The sequence below is a fragment of the Kordiimonas sp. SCSIO 12610 genome, from assembly GCF_024398015.1.
GTDB lineage: Bacteria > Pseudomonadota > Alphaproteobacteria > Sphingomonadales > Kordiimonadaceae > CANLMI01.
Map to the genome: position 1 here is coordinate 793,966 of NZ_CP073747.1, position 18,107 is coordinate 812,072.

Consider the following 18,107-nt stretch of genomic DNA (forward strand, 5'->3'; position numbering starts at 1 on the left):
ACGACGATTTGTGACTAACCCGTATATAATAAGGGTAAAGCACGTTGGGGATTTCAGTTTTACATGAGTATTGTGTTTTCGCTTTTTGGATTTTTCCAAAAAAGTGGCCGGGTAAAAACCCGGCCCGAGTCACGACAGCGAGGATAGAGCAATTGCGTCGTAGCAATTGCAATAGGAGTAAGCGCAACCGAGTCGCGCTCCAACTCCATCTATAGAAAACCATTTCTTGAACCTCGGGTCAATGATTCTCTGTGGAAAAAGTGACATTAATGTTAAATTTTCTAGTATCTATAGTATGTTAACAGTGAAAAAACATGGTCATATTCCTGTAATATAGACCATAAGCAAAAGTTTAATTTTCGTCGAAAATTGATCTCAAACTGATTCGATTGCTGTTTGATAGAGTGAGGGAAACATAACCAACAGGCAAAGCCACATTATTTTATAGCTTCGCCTGGTGAAATGTTGGTTCCGATTTATTGATTGATAAAGTCTTGTGAAACTTTACATGCTGCTGGCCCCATCAACACAACAAAGAGGGCAGGCATAATAAAGACGATTAGAGGAACAGTAAGGATCGCAGGCAATCGGGCTGCTTTTTCCTCTGCGCGCATCAGGCGCTCGTTTCTGAATTCCGCAGATAGAACTCTAAGCGATGTCGCAAGCGGCGTACCATATTTCTCACTCTGGATTAGCGTTGTTACAACGCCGCGCAGAGAAGCAAGGTCAACGCGCTCCGAAAGGTTGATCAGCGCTTGCCGCCGCTCTGGCAGGAAGCCAAGCTCAATTGCAGTAAGGGCAAGTTCATCCGCAAGTTCGGGCGATGCGCCGCCAATTTCCTTAGCGACACGATTAAGCGCGCTGTCGAGTGTCAGGCCAGCTTCGGCACAAACAACCAACAGATCAAGCGCGTCAGGTAGGCTTTTCCTAAGCGCATCAACTCGTTTCGTTTTGACGTTGGCAACGTAAATATCAGGCAATTTGAGGCCCAAGAGAACCATGCCGCCCGCCATCAAACCGTGAAAATCGGCGTATCCCGGCATTACACCCAAGCCATAAAACATAATGATGCCCAATATCCCCATCAAGAGCGGTAATGATAGCCTGGCTACCTGATAGATAACGAGCGCGTCGTTGCTTCTAAAACCGGCCTGCACCAAAATTTTGGATGCTTTTTCAGTTTGCTCTTTCTGAAGAAGCTTAAGCTTATCCGCGAATGTTCTGAGGGTATTGACACCATCGGTTTTTTTAATCGGTGTGTTGCGCTTTTTTGTTGTGACCAGTCCTGCCTTTAGTGCTTCACGGCGGTCTTGCAGTGCCTTCACACGGCCCTTCATCGGGTCTTTAACTAGCGCTGCTTGATAAATAGCGTAAATGACAAATATTGTTACAATGCTGGCAACAAAAGAAATCAGATCAATAATTGATATGCCTAGCGCGTTTTCAATCGCATTCATATCACACCTCGAAATTTACAATTTTAGCCATAGCGGCAATACCAATTCCCATCCATATCAAGCCAGCAACTGCTGCAATCTGGCCTTGTGGATTGTTAAAAAGTCCCATGGCATATTCATTATTTAGAACGAGGATCAGACCTTCCATAATGAAAGGAAGACATCCCACGATCCAGGCACTTGCTTTCGCCTCAGACGACAGTGCTCTTACTTTTAGTTTCATTGCTTGCCTTGACCGTAGAATTGTAGAGAGGTTTTCAAGGGTTTCACCCAAGTTACCCCCTGTTTCCTTTTGAACGACAAGCGAAATAACAAAGAATTTGAAATCAGGTGTATCCAGACGGTCTGCGGTTTCCCAAAGGGCAACCTCTAATGTTTTACCAAGTCGCATCGCGTCTGTAATACGCTGAAATTCAACACCAGTAGGGGCAGGTAATTCTTTGGCCACATTGGCAATTGTTTCGTTAACGGGCAAACCCGATTTCAAACCACGGACCATCAAGTCAATAGCTTCTGGAAACTGGTTGGTAAATGCGGTCTGGCGCTTGCCAATTTTGATGCCGACAAAAGCGTGAGGCAGGCCAAGGCCCAGAATAATAGCGCCCAATATTGCAAGGAGTGGCCCAAGCTGAAGAATTAGGAGAAATACTAATGTACCGATTGTTATGCCGCCGCATGTGAGTGCGTATTTTGCGAGGTCAACGGCCATTCCTGCGCGGCGAAGGCGAATTTGTAGCTGTTCTTTGTTCGGTAATAACTCAGATAGTTTGGCACCTAGCCCTGTTTGTTCCTGATTCAAGCGGATGGATTTGGTCTTTGTCATCTGTGCCGCTTTATCGCCAAAACGCGACTGAAACTCATTGAGTTTGTTTTTGACATGCTTCCTGTTTTTGTCGAACGCCTGCATAAGAACAAGGGCCGCGACAAGAATGATGACCAGTAATAAACCGCCGGCTAGGATTAAAATTTCAGTATTCGTGTTAAACATAACTTTTATCCATTCATCGCGTCCATTAAGGCACGATCAAGGCCAAAATACTCGGCTTGCGTTAGAAAATGGGGCCTTACACCGGTTGATTTAAATTCACCAACCAACTTTCCGCTTTCGTCTTCGCCCGTAAATTCATAAGTGAACAGGTCTTGTGTTGTGATCACATCGCCTTCCATACCAACGACTTCAGTTACGTGGGTTGTGCGGCGACCACCATCACGCATCCGCTGCACCTGAACAATCATATCGAGCGAACCTGCAATTTGTTCGCGGATGGCTTTTGCGGGTAAATGAAGACCAGCCATATTCACCATGTTTTCCAAGCGGGTCAGGCCCTCACGCGGTCTGTTGGCGTGAATTGTTCCCATGGAACCATCGTGGCCTGTATTCATTGCTTGAAGCATATCAATGGCTTCACCGCCCCGGATCTCACCAAGGATGATACGATCTGGCCGCATCCGAAGGGCGTTTTTAACAAGATCACGCATTGTGATCTCACCTTGACCTTCAAGGTTCGGTGGGCGGGTTTCAAGGCGGACAACATGCGGCTGTTGCAGTTGCAATTCAGCCGCATCCTCAATGGTTACAACCCGTTCGCCCTTATCAATCATACGCGATAATGCGTTAAGCATCGTGGTCTTACCGGAACCCGTACCGCCCGAGATCAGAATATTAAGGCGGCATGCTCCTGCAATTTTTAATAATTTGGCAAGCGGTGGTGTAATCGAGCCAAAATCAAGCATCTTATCGAGCGTGATCTTGTCTTTGGTAAATTTCCGGATCGAAATTGAAGCCCCATCGATAGCAAGCGGTGGGGCAATGACGTTTACACGGCTGCCGTCAGCGAGGCGCGCGTCACAAATTGGCGATGTTTCATCAACTCGCCTGCCGACCGCTGTTACAATCCGCTGCGCTACATTCATCAAATGCTGATTATCTCTAAATCCAACATCTGTGAGCGTTAGTTTACCATTTTGTTCGACATAAACCTGCTTGGGGCCATTAACCATAATATCGGAGATAGATTCGTCTGCCAGCAACGGCTCAAGCGGACCAAGCCCGAGCATGTCATCAAGAAGGAGCGTAACAAGATCGCGTTGTTCACGAAGGTTCAGGTTGATTTTCTCTTGAACCAGCAACTCTCCGACCACGTCGCCAACTTGTTCCGCAAGTTCAGGGCGCGGAAGATCTGCTGCTGCTGCTGGGTCAATATGTTCCATCAACAATGGTTGAATTTGGTTTTTGGCCTTGTTCAGGGTTTTCTTCGGATCTTCTTTCTTATTTGATTTATCCGAGCCTTCCCCGATCGGGCCTATTTTTTTCTCAATCTCGTTCAGGAGGAAAGTTGAAATTTCCTGTTTCTCTTGCTCCAGAACAATAATGCCTTCTTGGCGTGCGGTATCGTCAATAAGTTCTGATAGCTGCGACAGCACTTCATTATGAGAGAGGGATAATAGCACTTCTGGTGAGAAAGCAGCAGACAGGCCTGATGCGGTCAAGCGCAAAAGTTTATCATTAAGGCTTTCTTCTTCACCGAACGAAGACGGAGAATTCGCGCCGTTATTTTGATGGGAAGTGGGTGATGCAATTTCAAGCTCCCGGGTAGGGGAGGAAACGTTTGAGCTTGAGGGTACAGTATTTACCTCAGTCGCAGCAATATTTCTTCCAAAGCCGCCGCCTGCAATTTTCTTTATATCTCTGCGTTTTTTTCCAAAAGCTTGCGATTTCATCTTTTATTAAACCCAATACCCAATTACTTAGTTTTTCTTTCCGAGCAGTTTGCCCATCCATGATGCGCCTTTAGCGTTTGCCATATCACCGTCACTGAATAGGGCCGCGACCTGCTTGATCGCAGCTGATGGCTTCGCACCGGGCGCTGCATCAATAAGGATTTTCCCTTTCTTGGCCGCGTCCATTAAGGCTCTTGGGTCAAATGGAATATTCACACTCACTGTTTTCTCGATAGAATTTTGGAAGTCCTTTGTATCTACCTCGTCGGCATTTTGTCCTTGACGGGTTGTGACAATATGAACTTTGGCGCTTGGCGCTGCAAATTTGATATGCGCGAGCAAACGAATGCAATCGCGCGCAGCAGTGAGTGAATAATCGCTCACTAGCACAACATCGGTTGCAGCACTTAGAACATCGCCGTGTTCACCGAGAACCTGTCTTGGCAGATCGACGACAACGGTTTGATAATTTTCACCCAAGGCTTCAATCAAATGGGGGAGGGCATCATCACTTGGCGCACGCAAGGATCCAATCGGTGCTTCCGCACCAAGGATAGCCAAATGCTTGTGTGGTTTAACAACCGCACGCTCTAAAAACAAACCATCGACACGGTTCGGATTTTCAAGCGCATCCGCGAGACCGCGCCCTGGCTCCAGATCAAACTGAAGCGCGGATGTGCCGAAATAGAAGTCCATATCAAGAAGGGCAGTGTTTTGGCCATTTTCAGCAAATAGCCAGGCAATATTTGTCACCAACGTACTGGTGCCAAGGCCGCCCCTTAGGCCGACAAAAACAATTTGTTTTTTATCACCTTTTACTTCCTCAACAACAGGTTCTTCTTCCTGAACAGCCATAGCTTCTTCGGCCGAAGCAACACATTCACGCACTTGTTCAACAGATAATGGTTTCACCAGATAATCATGAACACCCGCATGAATAAGGTCACGGTACAGTGAGACATCATTTTGTTCACCAACTGCAACAACCACTGTTCCTGGTTCACACACTTCCGCAAGGGATTGCATGTCTTCCCTCGGATCATTGCTTTCAGACAAGTCAACGATCAGAAATTCTGGGCACGGCATCGCACCGAGCGCACGTACAGAAGCCGCGATACCACCCGTGAAACACATATCGGCAGACCAGTCACGTTCGACGGCAACTTTCTCAAACATTGATTTTGAATCTTCGTCTGAGAGAAAAGCTGCGAAAAATTCTCGTTCACCTGTTGGCGATGTATTTGTAATGCTCATTTTAGAATCTTTCCCAGAATTAATTTCGTGACAGTGTAAAGCCGCCGGATTGATTGGAAGAAGAGCCACTTGAAGCTGCAGGTGTGCCATTATTGGCCGCCTCAACAGCAGTTCTAGTGTTCGTTCCACCTTGTTTTCCAGAAATCAGATCTCTAGGATCCGCTACCATTAAGCCAAGATTGGCTATTGTTGAACAGCCATTGAATGCACTTCGATTATTGAGGGCTGTACTGCCTTTTTCATCTGGCCAATTCCCACAATTCGGCGGTGTTACGACATGTCTTTCAACATATAGAACAATATCACCTTTGGCTGGCTTCGCGCCCAATAGCGTTTTGCCTGCATATTCATGGCCGCGTTTTTTGATTAGCTGTTTAATATCAAGAAGGCGCTGTTCGGCCCCTGTGTATTCGGTGTCAACCATCAATACATCACCGTAACCAACATTTGTGCTGTCGAGAAAATTATTCAGATCAGCAATAGTTTTGGCTGATAATGTTGATGTGGCATCGTCCTCAGCTTTTATCACATGAGAGAAACGGACCAGTTGAACTGTGTTTCTATGTACTTGGTCGTTAAAGCCAGGGGTTCCAACTGATTGTCCGCAAGCAGATAGTAAAGAGAGGCCAGCGGCTGCTACGAAGACTTTCGCAAAAAGATGTTTCTTAGTCATTTCCTGATCCTTTCTTTAATCTAGCTGGAAGCCAGCACGGCTCTTCAATGATGGGCCCTTGTGTTGATCAAGGTTTGCGGCATTGTTTTTTGTGTTGGCTTTCCAGCGATCACCTTTGAGGAAGCGCGCCATATCATCAGGGGCAACATAGCCATCTGTCGGGAGTGCTAACTGTCTGTCCGATACCGGACGAACAATATAAGGTGTTACAACGATCAACAATTCCGTCTCATCACGGCGGAATTCGTCAGAGCGGAAAAGTGCACCGAGAATTGGAATATCACCAAGACCAGGAACTTTATTAGCTGTTTGGGTGATATCATTCTGGATCAATCCTGCAATTGCAAAGGATTGGCCGCTGCCTAATTCAACTGTTGTTTCAGCGCGGCGTGTTGTGATAGCTGGTACCTGGATACTATTGAGTGTGATTGCACCAGCTGTTGAGATGTCACTAACTTCTGGCTGTACGCGCATGGAAATTCTACCACTATCAAGAACAGTGGGTGCAAATTCCAAACGAACACCAAACTCGCGGAATTGAATACCTAAAGCACCGCCGAAACCCTGTGGAACAGGAATTGGGAATTCGCCGCCCGCAAGGAAATTCGCTGTTTGGCCTGTAAGGGCCGTCAAGTTTGGTTCTGCAAGAACACTAACAAACCCTTCATTTTCTAACGCATCAATGAGATAATTCAGGTCAAGACCACCCGTTACAAGTGACCCTGCCACGGACGGCGCTTCACCGGGTACGAAGTTTCTGATAAATTCCCCCGGCGCTGCTGGGTTTTCAACGATGTCGAATACATTACGGCCTTGAGCAAATCCGAAGCTGAAATCGCCAGTATTGCCTGTTACTTCCCAGTTAAAACCGATCTGTTTCAGGACTGACCGTGAAACTTCTGCGATGCGGACGCGCAGGTTAACCTGTGTTGGTTGAGTGATTTCGAGGCGATTAAGAACGTCATCTGCGCCGACTTGAGAACGGGCTATCCGTTCAGCGGTGGCTGCCTCATCAGGGGATGAGACACGGCCTTCCAATACAACCATATTACCCACGAGAGAAACACCGATTTCTGTATTGGGCAGAACCCGTTGGAGGGTTTCCTTCACATTATCCAAACTGCGTGTGACCACAATATCACTTGAAAAAATAGTGTTGTCGTCTTTATCAAGTGCATAAATTGTTGTGTCGCCGCTTTGAACGCCAAAAACATAAATGACTTTTTCAGATTTTACTGAAATGTCTGCAATGCCCGGGTTAGCAACAAAAACTTGTTGTGCGGGCCTTTTAAGGCGGATCAATGTTCCTTTGTTCACTTCAATGTTTAGGCGTTCATTTGTAGTGTGAACAACATTCGCATTTGAATCGGTTGAAAGCTGTGCATGTAGTGCCTGTGAACTGATTATCAGCACAAGGAACAAAGCTAAAGCGCTAAAAATGATGGATGCTCTAGTTGAGTGTTCAACTGACATCATAAAGGTATTTTTGTCAGTGTTAGGCATTAGTTCACTCCGTCATTTTCATCTTGGTTGAGATCATTGCCTACAACTGCGTCTTCGCCTCCTGCAGGCACGCTTTGGTTGACTATCTGACTAGAAGGGCCGATCTGAATAACAGTGCGTCTGGATCCTCTGTCGACAACGATTTCATTTTTATCTTCTTCCAGTTGAGGTAAGAACGTGCTCACCTCGCCGGCCTGTGTCGTAGAAACTGTGAAGGGAATTGGTTTGCTATCAGGGCCTTTTTCTTCATCACCGTCAGTTATAGATAGACTTCTCAGTACAAGTGACATAGCACCTACTCTTGACATCACAGAAACCTTTTCTGCCATCTTTGGGGTGACTTCCAATGTCGCGGTTTCGCGTACTCTGGCGTTAATGCCGTCTTGTTCGCTAAATTGGTCAACACCGAGCACTCTTACATTACTGAGAACCGTTTCACTGAGGTTAAAGCGTCCACCGTCTCGGCTGATGCGGTGCGTTAAGATAACGTCCACCCTGTCGCCTGGGTAAATAAACCCTGCAACGCCTGATTCTGGTGTCACGGCAATAGTCACAGCCCGCATGCCGGGGTTTAGGATTGCAGCCATGAACCCGCGTTCGCCTTGTGCGACAAGGGAACTGCGTGTGATCGGCGCGCCGGCTCTTAGGGGGTATCTTACGACTTTACCAACAATGTTACGGCTTTGATTTCCGTCTGAACCTTTAGGGTAATATTCCTCAGATACGCCATCGGTTGGCCAATTCTGGGCAACGAGGTGCTCGGCAGTAACGATGGTTCCAACAGGAAGGTTGTTTGCGGCAACCATGATTTCTGTGCCTGTTGACTCTACGACCTGCTGAACAGGCTGAGCTTGTTGTGCATTATTTGCCAAAAATGCCCGTGTTAAGAAAAACACAAGAATAACACCGACACCGGCTAGCAATACAAGGATGAGTGCTCTGGGGTTCATGATCCCCTCCTCCATAATCCGTTATAAAATCGTAACAAAGTTGATTGACTATCGCGCGAAACAGTTAACATTTGCTTTTCATCCCACGCTTATTTCAACGAAACGTTGAAAAAGAACCCAGAGACCGACTGAGGAAATCGCAACACCATAAGGAACCTTCATAGAGGTTTTTGGCTTGATTACAGTCTGGTCACCTGAGGTGCTGTTTGTGATTTGCGCCGTTTGCGTTGCAACAGTCGCAAGATAGATATCACCTGACATATCAACAGTGGCTAATTTTTGCTTTTCTTCTCTGTTGATAAAATATTGATGATATACAACTGTCAGAAGTGCGACAATGCCACCACATACAGTTGTATATAAAAGAAATGGCAAAATATAATGAGGCCCGGCAAATAGGGCAAAGCTTGACATCAGTTTCACATCACCGCCGCCCATCATACCCATGGCAAACATCCCTGATGTAATCATTAGAATAATGAGGGCGGTAATGGTTGGTGCAATCGCCGCTGACATAACTGTGTTGCCAACTGATAAATTCACCAGTGCATAAAGGCAGAAGGCTGCGATTATGATCAGGCTGACTTCATTTTTGATGATTCGGCTTTTGATATCTGTTGCTGCGGCATAGGTGAGGGCGCCTGCGACTAAAATAAAAAGTACGCCAACTATCCAAATATAATATGTCTCTAACAAAGGTATCATAGTATGCCTGATCACTTTTAAACTGATATTTGAGTATTTTTCGGTGTTTGCCTGATAGAAAAATACTTAATAAAAAGTTACTTAAGTTTTTGATTTTATTTATTTAATCAGACTATGATTAATTTTTACCTAACAGAATGCGAGATTTTTATTCAACTGATGAAGTTGACTGTTTTGTGATTGGATATTTGTGGGAATAACGGAAAGGCATAAAAAAAGCCCCCGGAAATTCCGGAGGCTTCGTTTAATAGTGTTTCTAAGTATTAAGCCGGTGTTTCAGCAGGTGCTTCTTCACCACCACCAGCAGGAGTAGCTGCACCGTCAAGTGCTGTACCGATGTTATTGAAGTTACCAGAAATGCTATCTTCCAATGAACCTAATGCTGCGATCAGACCAATAGCAATCAGTGCTGCGATAAGACCATATTCGATCGCTGTTGCACCTTCTTCGTTACGACGTAATTTATTTACAAACTTAAACATAATTTTTCTCCAGCTGCACAAGTTTTGATGCCCTCAATATGCACTTTATTGCTGAATAAAAGGTTAACAAAAATAAGAAAAATCGTTTATAAACAATTAGTTAAGTAAAAATTAACCTTAAATTATTTAAAATTTTAATCACATTGTTAAAGCCTTCAAAAACATATCTTTTTCGTGGTTTTATAAAGAGCAATCATGCCTCAACAAGAGGTAATTGATGAGGAAAACGCGGCCAATTCACTTAAATTTCCAAAATTTAATTTATGGAATTTTTTGAATTTTTTGCTTTTTTCTCCAAAATTCGACCTCAGAATCATATGATTCGTTGCCTGACTCTATATAACTTCAATGACTTTAGACGCATATTAGGCCTGGAATCAAAAAAGCCTGCGATATGGGCAGGCTTTTGGGGAGTTAAGGCTTATATGATTCGTTAATTACTAAGGCAACCAGCTGCTGCGCCTTCCGGTGTTGTGGCAGGATCAACAACTTGCAAAGCACCGATACGCGGGCGAAAGAAGGCCTTTTTACGAAGTAAGCCTGGTGCAATGACATTTGTGAAAACAATCGGTTCATAATCATAGAAAAATTCGGTTATGACCAATGTTTCACCCTCACGCATGGTGATTGTTTCATCGTTAAAATCAACCGTATCCAAATGGCCACCTAATTCACTTGGTTCTGTAACCCCCAGGGAAGGGGATGTACATTGCCATATGATAATTGGGTCAGTCACTGAACTTGCTCCGTCTACACTAAGTGCCGTCAGAATGACCTTCGCATTTAGTTCGACAGGATAGGGGGCCATAATTTCTTCAACCGCCGTATATACATCTGCCACTGTGTCAGCAGAAATCGTTGAAGAGCGTGTTGTCAGATCACCGAGCGCAACCACAGTATGCTGAGCCTTCATATTCAAAAGAATATAATTACTCACTTCAACAATTCCCGCTAATATAACAACAAGTAGTGGTAAGATCAGCGCGAGTTCAGTTACAACCACCCCTTCTTCGTTTTTGAGAAGACGTCTTTTACGTATTTTGAACAACATATTCGGAATAGTTTTGATCATGATTAGGTGTTCCCGCCCGTAATAGCGTCATCTGAAGGAATTATTGGGAATGGCTCATTGCGAACGGCTACCGCCGCTTCAATTGTATAACCATCTGCGAAGAATTCTCCAAACCCAGTTAAGCTGGCGCCGCGGTAGATAATTTTATAGAGAACGATATCGCCTGCGTTACCAAGACCAGCTTCGCCAAGGTTATCATCGTAGACGCCGTTACCATTTACATCCGTAAATTCTTCGCCTTCATCATATTGTCCATTGTTGTTGTCATCAACAAAGGGTTCCGGCTCCAATCCAATATCGGCGAATTGTTCAAAGACGCTGGTTTCAATCTCAAGGCTTGCGGGGTCCAGGCTGCCGAATGTTTGCGCAAGCACAATTTCGCGAACTTGTTGTTCGCGGTTAAAAGACTCGTTAAGTGTGCCACCCGTGATACCAAAACGTGACGCGCTTAAAACAGCATTTTCGATAGCCGTTGACAGATAGAAATAATAGCCCACTTCGAAGATGCCAAAGATCATCGTCAGGAAAATAGGCAAAGTGATCGCAAACTCGGTAACAATTGAGCCGGTTTCGTCATTACGTAATTTTCGTAGTCTATTGATCATTTCCAAATCCGTAACAAAGGTTATCTTGAGAGACGCAGGTTAGAGAGCTGACGTCCGATAGTATCAAAAGCGTCTTCAAGGGCGTCACCGTCTGATGCATCAAAAAAGAAATTGGGGTTTGAAGCGCAATCCTGAAGCAAGTCGCGAATATTCTGCTGAACACCAGAGCTAAAGGCGATGGTGTAAATGATCACACCTTCATCCTTTGCATTGTTACATGTGGCGGTTAGTCGACGGTCAAGCTCTAGTTCTGCATTTGCTTCTAAAGTTTCTGGAGCAGCTTCGAAGTCATCCTGAAAGCCAAATGAGGTCTGATTCACATTACTGAATGAGTTTTCTCCGTCAGTTAAAATTACCATAACCTTGTCCATGAACGGCTCATCATATTCTAAAGGCAAACGACTTGGTTCGTCTCCCCCGCGCCAAAAACCACGCCACCTTGGGCTCAATGTCCTCCAACCCCACACTAGGCCAAAGTTTGTCGTTGTTCCGCCGAATCCGAATGGCTCCATAGCATTAATAGTGTTCAGAACAGATTGCTTGCTTGCGGTCAGAGGGCGAATTGGCAAGGGTGAGCAAGCCTTGTTGGGGCCGCGATAGTCGAATTCCCGATAGAGTCTTAAGCGGCGAAATCTACCAAATTGATCTGTTCCATCAAAACCGGGATCGGTGAAAGTAGTGTTGTTTGGTGTTTCATTGATTGAAGTACTAATGGTACGTAATGTACAATTACGGCATGACCGAATAAAGCGTGTACCTTTCCAGTTGTTGCGGTTGTCGACATTGTCTTCATTAACAAAGAATGTACTAAAGGGAATACTTGCGCCGACTCTGTATGTCGGGTCAGTATCTTCCCAAACAAATGGCTCGATGCCTGCAATATTTGGAGGGGTATCTGATTGATCTAAATTGTTTTCCCGAGCAAATACGCAACCTTGCCAACCAACCGTATCGGCTATGTCAGGCTGATCAATTCGGTCAAATCCATCTGAACTGAGAAAATTGGTATGAACTGATCCTACATTTACCGTCGCAACAAAAGGTACAACACTGACCCATAAATTAGGGTTGGTATCATTTTCGCCGTAAACGATATCTATCAGGCTTCTTGCTGCTGGGAGAAGAACATCGATTCTGCGCCTGCTATCTGTTGGTGATATGTCAAAGCTCATAGAGCCAGTGTTGTCGATCACGAGCGCAAGTTCCATGCCGCGCGTTTCCCGCGTGATCTCTGCGGATGCATCGACAGTAAGTGAGGTAAAACCGAAAAGACTCATGAATGTAGCATTCAGGGTCGCTGTGCCCGTGATATTGATGATCTCATTATTTTCAGGGTCAACCGTTGGGTTCATTGACCCCGATATAGCAACACCGTCTGCTGCGGCAAAATTGGCATCGAAAAATTCCTGCGCGTCCTTCACGCTATCCACTGGGTCAAGTGCATGGCCTGCTGCAAGGCCGGCAGCATCCACCGATCGTTGTAGAACGTCTTTGACATAAAAGGCCCGGGCACCATCGATTGCCAGGCCAATCAACGCAACAATTGCTAACATCATTACAGCCATCATTGGCATCAGGCCGCCATTCTCGTCTTCAAGAATATGCTGCTTGATATACTGTAATCGATTATGAATGTTTGAAATATGGTGCCTCATATTTCTACGCTCCATTGCCTGCTGTTACGCTACTCACTAGCTGAACAATATTAATATTTGCTCAACAAACACTTGTAATATCTTCGTATAAATTACAGGCAGATGAATATGCATGTAAAGGAATGCAAAAAATTTTAAATAATGGTTATGTTTTTATTAACCAACCATAATAGTAGATTAATGAATTATTGAATTATGATTAACTTTTATTTATTTTATATTTTGAATATAATTGTAAATTATAAAGTAAATATTAAATATAGTAAGTAAATATTTTATCTTTTTTCTCTTATTTTCCGGGCAAAATAAATATTTTAAGCCGTTTTAACTTATTTCCATTTTCCCAAAATATGCTAGGAACAAATAATCATAGAGTGGGAGAAAGATAAGTGTTGGGTGAGTTAGAGAATTTACTAAAAGCCGCCAAGGAAAGCAGAAGACAAGAGCCCGAGGGTGCAACCTTCGATTTTGTTAAGAATTCGGATGGTGGGCTAAACCGTTACGGATTGTTCCCACTACCGTCTAGTCAGATAAATTTCACGTCAAAGGCGAATCACTCGGCAGAAAATAGCGAGGAAAAACGGGTTGAAAATGCTGATGGTGTTGCCCCAAGGGGCACGGTCATTTTCATCCCTGGCCGGACAGAGTTCATAGAAAAATTCTATGAGGATATTCACATGTTTCATGCGCTCGGTTTTTCTTGCGCGGCGTTTGACCTGCGGGGGCAGGGGCTTTCCCACCGTGAAAACCCAGACCGCGACAAGCATTATGTTGAAACATTTGATAATCACCTAAGCGATTTGCGTCAGCTTTTTGAAGAAATTCTCAAAGGGGAAAATGCCGTAAACCTCCCAGAGCCCTATATTTTAATGGGGCATTCGGCTGGTAGCCATGTAATCCTGCGCTTCCTTAGCGAACATCAGGGCTATGCTGCAAAGGCGATAACGGTTGCACCGATGGTCCGTGTTGCAAGCGGCGGGGCGCCCAATTTTATCTTATATGGGCTGCCCAAATTGATGATTTCGCTTGGTCGCGGTTCTGGATATATTCCGGGTCATACCAAGTTTAAGACGGGCCGTTGGGGGTGGCGTAAAAAGCTAACGCATGATGACGCGCGTTTTGAGGATGAAGATTATTTTATCCATAACAAGGACGCTGATCTCGCGGTTGGCGGCGCGACCTTTAAATGGCTGCATGAGGCCTTGAACTCCATCGATAAATTAAATGCCCCAACTGTGCCTGAGGCGATTGATGTGCCTGTTTTGATGTTACAGGCAGGCGAGGATCAGATTGTCGATAATGCTGCGCAAACGGCGTTGGCAAAGCGTGTGCCCGAGATTGGCCTTGTGCGTATAGAGGGCGCGATGCATGAACTTCTTAAGGAAACTGACGATAAACGGCTTTTGGTTTGGCAATCAATTCTGCCGTTTCTTGGCCTTGAATTGTCGAAAAACCCAGATCCTTGATAGATGCTCGCATTATATTGAGGCAATAGTTACGCTCTATCTGAAAGGGTAGGCTCAAACTCTTGTGATCAGGCTTGTAATTGCAGGCAAGAGAGGCCAAATATTTCAACCATAACACTGTGCAGAGCTTGGCTGGATTGGGTTGGCTTGGGTTGGACTGGACAGGTTTTTTCGCAAGCAAACGTAAAAATGGCACTAGGCGGAGATTGATTATGACTGATGAAAATAAAATAGAAATCGCAACATTCGCAGGTGGCTGTTTCTGGTGCACTGAAGCCGTCTTTAAAGGTTTAAAGGGTGTTAAATCAGTACAATCGGGGTTCATGGGCGGTCATAAAGACAACCCAAGTTACCGGGAAGTTTGCGGTGGCAATACGGGCCACGCGGAAACCATTAAGGTCGAATTTAATCCTGAAGTGATTTCGTATGACACCTTACTGGATGTGTTTTTTGCAACGCATGATCCAACCCAGTTAAACCGCCAAGGCAATGATGTGGGCGATCATTATCGATCCCATGTATTTGCACAAAATGGCGATCAGGAAGTTGCGGCATACAAGGCCCGTGACCGTGCGGTAGAGATTTGGGATGATCCGATTGTTACCAAAATCAGCATTGAAACAGTATTCTGGGACGCTGAAGATTATCACAATGATTATTTCGCCCAAAACCCCGAACAGGCATATTGTGCAATGGTTGTGGCACCAAAGGTTCGCAAAGCCCGCGCGTCATTCGCATCCTTGATGGAATAATCCTTTATCAGACAGAAGTTTAAGTAGGAGGTGGAGTACTGCTATTTTAGCAAAGCCTCAACCTCAGGGATAAGGGCGCTGTCCCCAACCGCGAGCAGGTGACCGCTTGCGCCAGGTCGGTCGCTTTGCCAGTTGGTAACGGCACCGCCTGCACCTCTGATCACCGGGATCAGGGCCATCATATCATAGGATTCGAGTCCGTTTTCAATCACAAGGTCCATGTGGCCGCTGGCGACAATCGCATAGGCATAGCAATCAAGGCCGTATCTGACGAGTTTTGAACCATTAAGCACTCTGTTAAATGCCTCGCGCTCTGTACCTTTAAAGAGGTCAGGGTCTGTTGTTGAGATTGTGGCGTCTGCGAGCGTTGGGCATTGTCTTGTCTCAAGCTTGTCGCCGTTTAAGGTTGCGCTTCCAGGCATGCCTACATAGCGCTCTTTCAGGTAAGGCTGGTCAATAACCCCGATGATCGGTTCCCCCTTATAAAGAAGCGCGATCAAAGTTCCCCATGTTGGCAAGCCAGAGATAAAGGCCCGGGTGCCATCAATGGGATCTAGAACCCATGTAAAATCACTATCGCCGTCTTTGATGCCGTATTCTTCACCGATGATGGCATGATCTGGATAGTGGGTGTCGATGAGGGCTCGAATAGCGGCCTCCGCCCCTCGGTCCCCTTCGGTAACGGGATCGAAAACACCGTTCTTAACCTTGTCGTCAATACTGATTTTCTGGCGGAAATATTTCAGGGTAACACTTGCAGCTGCATCAGACAGGCGCTCTACAAAATCCCTCAGTTCATCAATGGTTTTTTGTTCTGGAAGGTCGATCTTGTCGCTTGGCATAGGGCACCCGTATCGTTGGTCAGTTTTAACAAGGATTATCTTGCAAATGCGCGCTCCTTAGAGCACAAATTGTGCCTCAAATGCAATGGCTGAAATGGTAATCGTAAGAACGTGATATGATTGAAACAGATTTCTTGATCATCGGTGGTGGGATCGCAGGCGCGGGATTGGCATATTTCCTCGCGGGCCATGGCTCAACCATGATCATAGAAATGGAAGACCAGCCTGGATACCATACAACAGGGCGTTCAGCGGCATTTCTTGCTGAAACCTATGGCGGGCCCAAAATCCAGCCATTGACGACGGGATCAAAGCCCTTTTTCACAGCGCCGCCTGAAGGATTTATCGAAGCCCCGCTTTTGACGGCTTTGGGTGCCGTTCATATTTTTACTGAGGAGCAACGTGAACGCGCAGAAAAAATGGCGGCAGAGCTTCAGCAAGCACTACCTGGTGTGAAACTCCTGACGAAGTCAGAGGTGGTGGCACGCGCCCCTTATCTGTCGCACTATGATTTTGTGGGTGGCATTGATGATCCAGACTGTGGCAGTTTGGATGTGGCGGCGCTTCATCAGGGGTATTTGCGCGGTGCTAAACACGTGGGGGCAACCATTATGGTGAACGCCGGATTAGAGGGCGCCGTTTTTGAAAATGGGCGATGGCGGGTCAAAATACGCCACGGTGAGGTTTTTGCGAAAACACTGATTAATGCATCAGGTGCATGGGCTGATGAAGTGGCTGTGCGGGCGGGTGTGAAACCGATTGGAATGCAGCCATTGCAGCGCACGATTGTAACCGTTGAGAACCCTGAGGGCCTGCCTTTTGATCCTACAAGTTCCATGATAATTGACGCTGACGAGCGATTTTATTTCAAGCCTGAGGGGACGGGTTATATCCTGTCGCCCGCGGATGAAAAGCCTGTACAGCCAAGCGATGCACAGCCCGATATAGAAGATGTTGCCCTTGCGGTTCATTATTTTGAGGAGGCCACTGGGGTTCGCGTAAAATCGATTGAGGCCAAATGGGCGGGGCTGCGTACATTCGCACCGGATCGTGCGCCAGTGATAGGCTATGATGCCAATACACCCGGATTTTTCTGGAATGTAGGGCAGGGTGGATATGGCATTCAAACGTCCCCCGCATGGTCGCGGGTGGCGGCGAGTTTGGTCCTTAATAAGGGAATGCCGGATGATCTTGTTCAATTGGGCTGTAACGCTGAAAATTACAGCCCGGCACGGTTTTCTTAAAGCTGTTATAAAGGGCGTATAGCGTTGGCTATCCCTTTTTCTCTTTCACTTTACCGAGCACAAACATAAGGATTATTGCGCCAATCGTTGCTGAGATAATATCGGCAATTGTGCCATTAATTCCAAGCCCGATAAGGCCAAACAAAAATCGGCCAATAAAGCCGCCAACAATACCAATTATAATGTTACCAATAATGCCAAATCCTTCACCAAAAAGGATTTTACCAGCAAGAAAGCCTGCAATAGCTCCAATAATGATTGCTGCAATCATAAGTTCCCTCCATCTTTTCCCCCATGGTGTGCCTTGATCAGAACGAATCGTGCACTGATCAGACTATAGCGGAGTTCTGCTCAAAAAGGGAATCCTGAGTTGTTGAGCTGTTTTATTGGCAGAAGATACAGATGAAAACATATGGTCAGTATATTTACCGCCAGATAATCACCGACAGACAATCACCGACAGATGCACACCAGCAGCTACTTACCGCCAGCGAAGGTCACGCCTTAGTTCTTCATTCCGGTACTGGCTAAGTGAATACACGGCCCAAAGTGCAGCAATCGGCCAACCGATAATCGTCATCCATAAAATGGCGCAGAAAATGCCTTGAAAAGGTCGGTAAATGGTGAAGAATACCAAAGGTGGTATCAATAGAGCCAGCAATAGGCGCATTCTATCCTCCGTAATGTCGCTGTGTCATAAATTGCCGATTTTCGGCTTATTGCTGC

At 45.7% G+C, this 18,107-nt stretch carries 18 protein-coding genes; 3 read left to right on the forward strand and 15 right to left on the reverse strand.

Annotated elements, in window-relative coordinates; all coding sequences use genetic code 11:
* Positions 1 to 476: 476 nt before the first annotated feature.
* The 12 genes from KFF44_RS03680 to KFF44_RS03735 all read right to left on the reverse strand — a co-directional run bounded on the left by KFF44_RS03680 (position 477) and on the right by KFF44_RS03735 (position 13,077).
* Complete coding sequence (locus tag KFF44_RS03680; protein ID WP_255937370.1) at positions 477 to 1,457, reverse strand: type II secretion system F family protein; 981 nt, start codon at positions 1,455 to 1,457, stop codon at positions 477 to 479.
* Position 1,458: 1 nt separating this feature from the next.
* Complete coding sequence (locus KFF44_RS03685) at positions 1,459 to 2,445, reverse strand: type II secretion system F family protein (RefSeq protein WP_255937371.1); 987 nt, start codon at positions 2,443 to 2,445, stop codon at positions 1,459 to 1,461.
* 5 nt (positions 2,446 to 2,450) lie between these two features.
* Positions 2,451 to 4,178, reverse strand: a complete 1,728-nt coding sequence (locus KFF44_RS03690; protein WP_255937372.1) for a CpaF family protein — start codon at positions 4,176 to 4,178, stop codon at positions 2,451 to 2,453.
* 27 nt (positions 4,179 to 4,205) lie between these two features.
* Positions 4,206 to 5,432: a cellulose synthase operon protein YhjQ/BcsQ gene (locus KFF44_RS03695; RefSeq protein ID WP_255937373.1), complete on the reverse strand. Its 1,227-nt coding sequence runs from the start codon at positions 5,430 to 5,432 to the stop codon at positions 4,206 to 4,208.
* A gap of 19 nt (positions 5,433 to 5,451) precedes the next feature.
* Positions 5,452 to 6,105 (reverse strand): CpaD family pilus assembly lipoprotein, encoded by a 654-nt coding sequence (locus KFF44_RS03700; protein ID WP_255937374.1) that lies wholly within the window; start codon positions 6,103 to 6,105, stop codon positions 5,452 to 5,454.
* Positions 6,106 to 6,120: 15 nt separating this feature from the next.
* Positions 6,121 to 7,608, reverse strand: coding sequence for a type II and III secretion system protein family protein (locus tag KFF44_RS03705; protein WP_255937375.1), 1,488 nt, complete (start codon positions 7,606 to 7,608; stop codon positions 6,121 to 6,123).
* Positions 7,608 to 8,558 carry a Flp pilus assembly protein CpaB gene (gene cpaB / locus KFF44_RS03710; RefSeq protein WP_255937376.1) on the reverse strand — a complete coding sequence of 317 codons (951 nt, stop codon included), beginning with the start codon at positions 8,556 to 8,558 and terminating at the stop codon, positions 7,608 to 7,610. The genes KFF44_RS03705 and cpaB overlap by 1 nt, the downstream gene beginning before the upstream one ends.
* A 78-nt stretch (positions 8,559 to 8,636) precedes the next feature.
* Positions 8,637 to 9,263, reverse strand: coding sequence for a prepilin peptidase (locus tag KFF44_RS03715; RefSeq protein WP_255937378.1), 627 nt, complete (start codon positions 9,261 to 9,263; stop codon positions 8,637 to 8,639).
* A gap of 263 nt (positions 9,264 to 9,526) precedes the next feature.
* Entirely contained in the window at positions 9,527 to 9,745 is a 219-nt protein-coding gene (locus KFF44_RS03720; RefSeq protein WP_255937380.1) for a Flp family type IVb pilin, read from the reverse strand.
* Positions 9,746 to 10,178: 433 nt separating this feature from the next.
* The gene (locus tag KFF44_RS03725) at positions 10,179 to 10,817 is read right to left on the reverse strand and encodes a TadE/TadG family type IV pilus assembly protein (protein ID WP_255937383.1); all 639 of its coding nucleotides are present in this window, start codon (positions 10,815 to 10,817) and stop codon (positions 10,179 to 10,181) included.
* A gap of 2 nt (positions 10,818 to 10,819) precedes the next feature.
* Positions 10,820 to 11,422, reverse strand: coding sequence for a TadE/TadG family type IV pilus assembly protein (locus tag KFF44_RS03730; RefSeq protein ID WP_255937385.1), 603 nt, complete (start codon positions 11,420 to 11,422; stop codon positions 10,820 to 10,822).
* A 20-nt stretch (positions 11,423 to 11,442) separates the two neighbouring features.
* Positions 11,443 to 13,077 (reverse strand): Tad domain-containing protein, encoded by a 1,635-nt coding sequence (locus tag KFF44_RS03735; RefSeq protein ID WP_255937388.1) that lies wholly within the window; start codon positions 13,075 to 13,077, stop codon positions 11,443 to 11,445.
* Positions 13,078 to 13,466: 389 nt separating this feature from the next.
* Between KFF44_RS03735 and KFF44_RS03740 the strand changes: the two genes are divergently transcribed.
* Positions 13,467 to 14,543 (forward strand): alpha/beta fold hydrolase, encoded by a 1,077-nt coding sequence (locus tag KFF44_RS03740; protein ID WP_255937389.1) that lies wholly within the window; start codon positions 13,467 to 13,469, stop codon positions 14,541 to 14,543.
* 212 nt (positions 14,544 to 14,755) lie between these two features.
* Entirely contained in the window at positions 14,756 to 15,295 is a 540-nt protein-coding gene (msrA, locus tag KFF44_RS03745; RefSeq protein ID WP_255937391.1) for a peptide-methionine (S)-S-oxide reductase MsrA, read from the forward strand.
* Between the two features lie 41 nt (positions 15,296 to 15,336).
* Here the strand turns inward: msrA and hisN are convergent, their stop codons facing one another.
* On the reverse strand, positions 15,337 to 16,137 hold the full coding sequence (gene hisN, locus KFF44_RS03750) for a histidinol-phosphatase (protein WP_255937402.1): 801 nt from the start codon (positions 16,135 to 16,137) through the stop codon (positions 15,337 to 15,339).
* A gap of 116 nt (positions 16,138 to 16,253) precedes the next feature.
* Between hisN and KFF44_RS03755 the strand changes: the two genes are divergently transcribed.
* Positions 16,254 to 17,381, forward strand: a complete 1,128-nt coding sequence (locus KFF44_RS03755) for an FAD-binding oxidoreductase (RefSeq protein ID WP_255937404.1) — start codon at positions 16,254 to 16,256, stop codon at positions 17,379 to 17,381.
* A gap of 28 nt (positions 17,382 to 17,409) precedes the next feature.
* Here the strand turns inward: KFF44_RS03755 and KFF44_RS03760 are convergent, their stop codons facing one another.
* Both KFF44_RS03760 and KFF44_RS03765 read right to left on the reverse strand, forming a co-directional pair.
* On the reverse strand, positions 17,410 to 17,652 hold the full coding sequence (locus tag KFF44_RS03760) for a GlsB/YeaQ/YmgE family stress response membrane protein (RefSeq protein ID WP_255937407.1): 243 nt from the start codon (positions 17,650 to 17,652) through the stop codon (positions 17,410 to 17,412).
* 210 nt (positions 17,653 to 17,862) lie between these two features.
* Positions 17,863 to 18,051 carry a YqaE/Pmp3 family membrane protein gene (locus KFF44_RS03765; protein ID WP_255937410.1) on the reverse strand — a complete coding sequence of 63 codons (189 nt, stop codon included), beginning with the start codon at positions 18,049 to 18,051 and terminating at the stop codon, positions 17,863 to 17,865.
* Between the last annotated feature and the right edge of the window lie 56 nt (positions 18,052 to 18,107).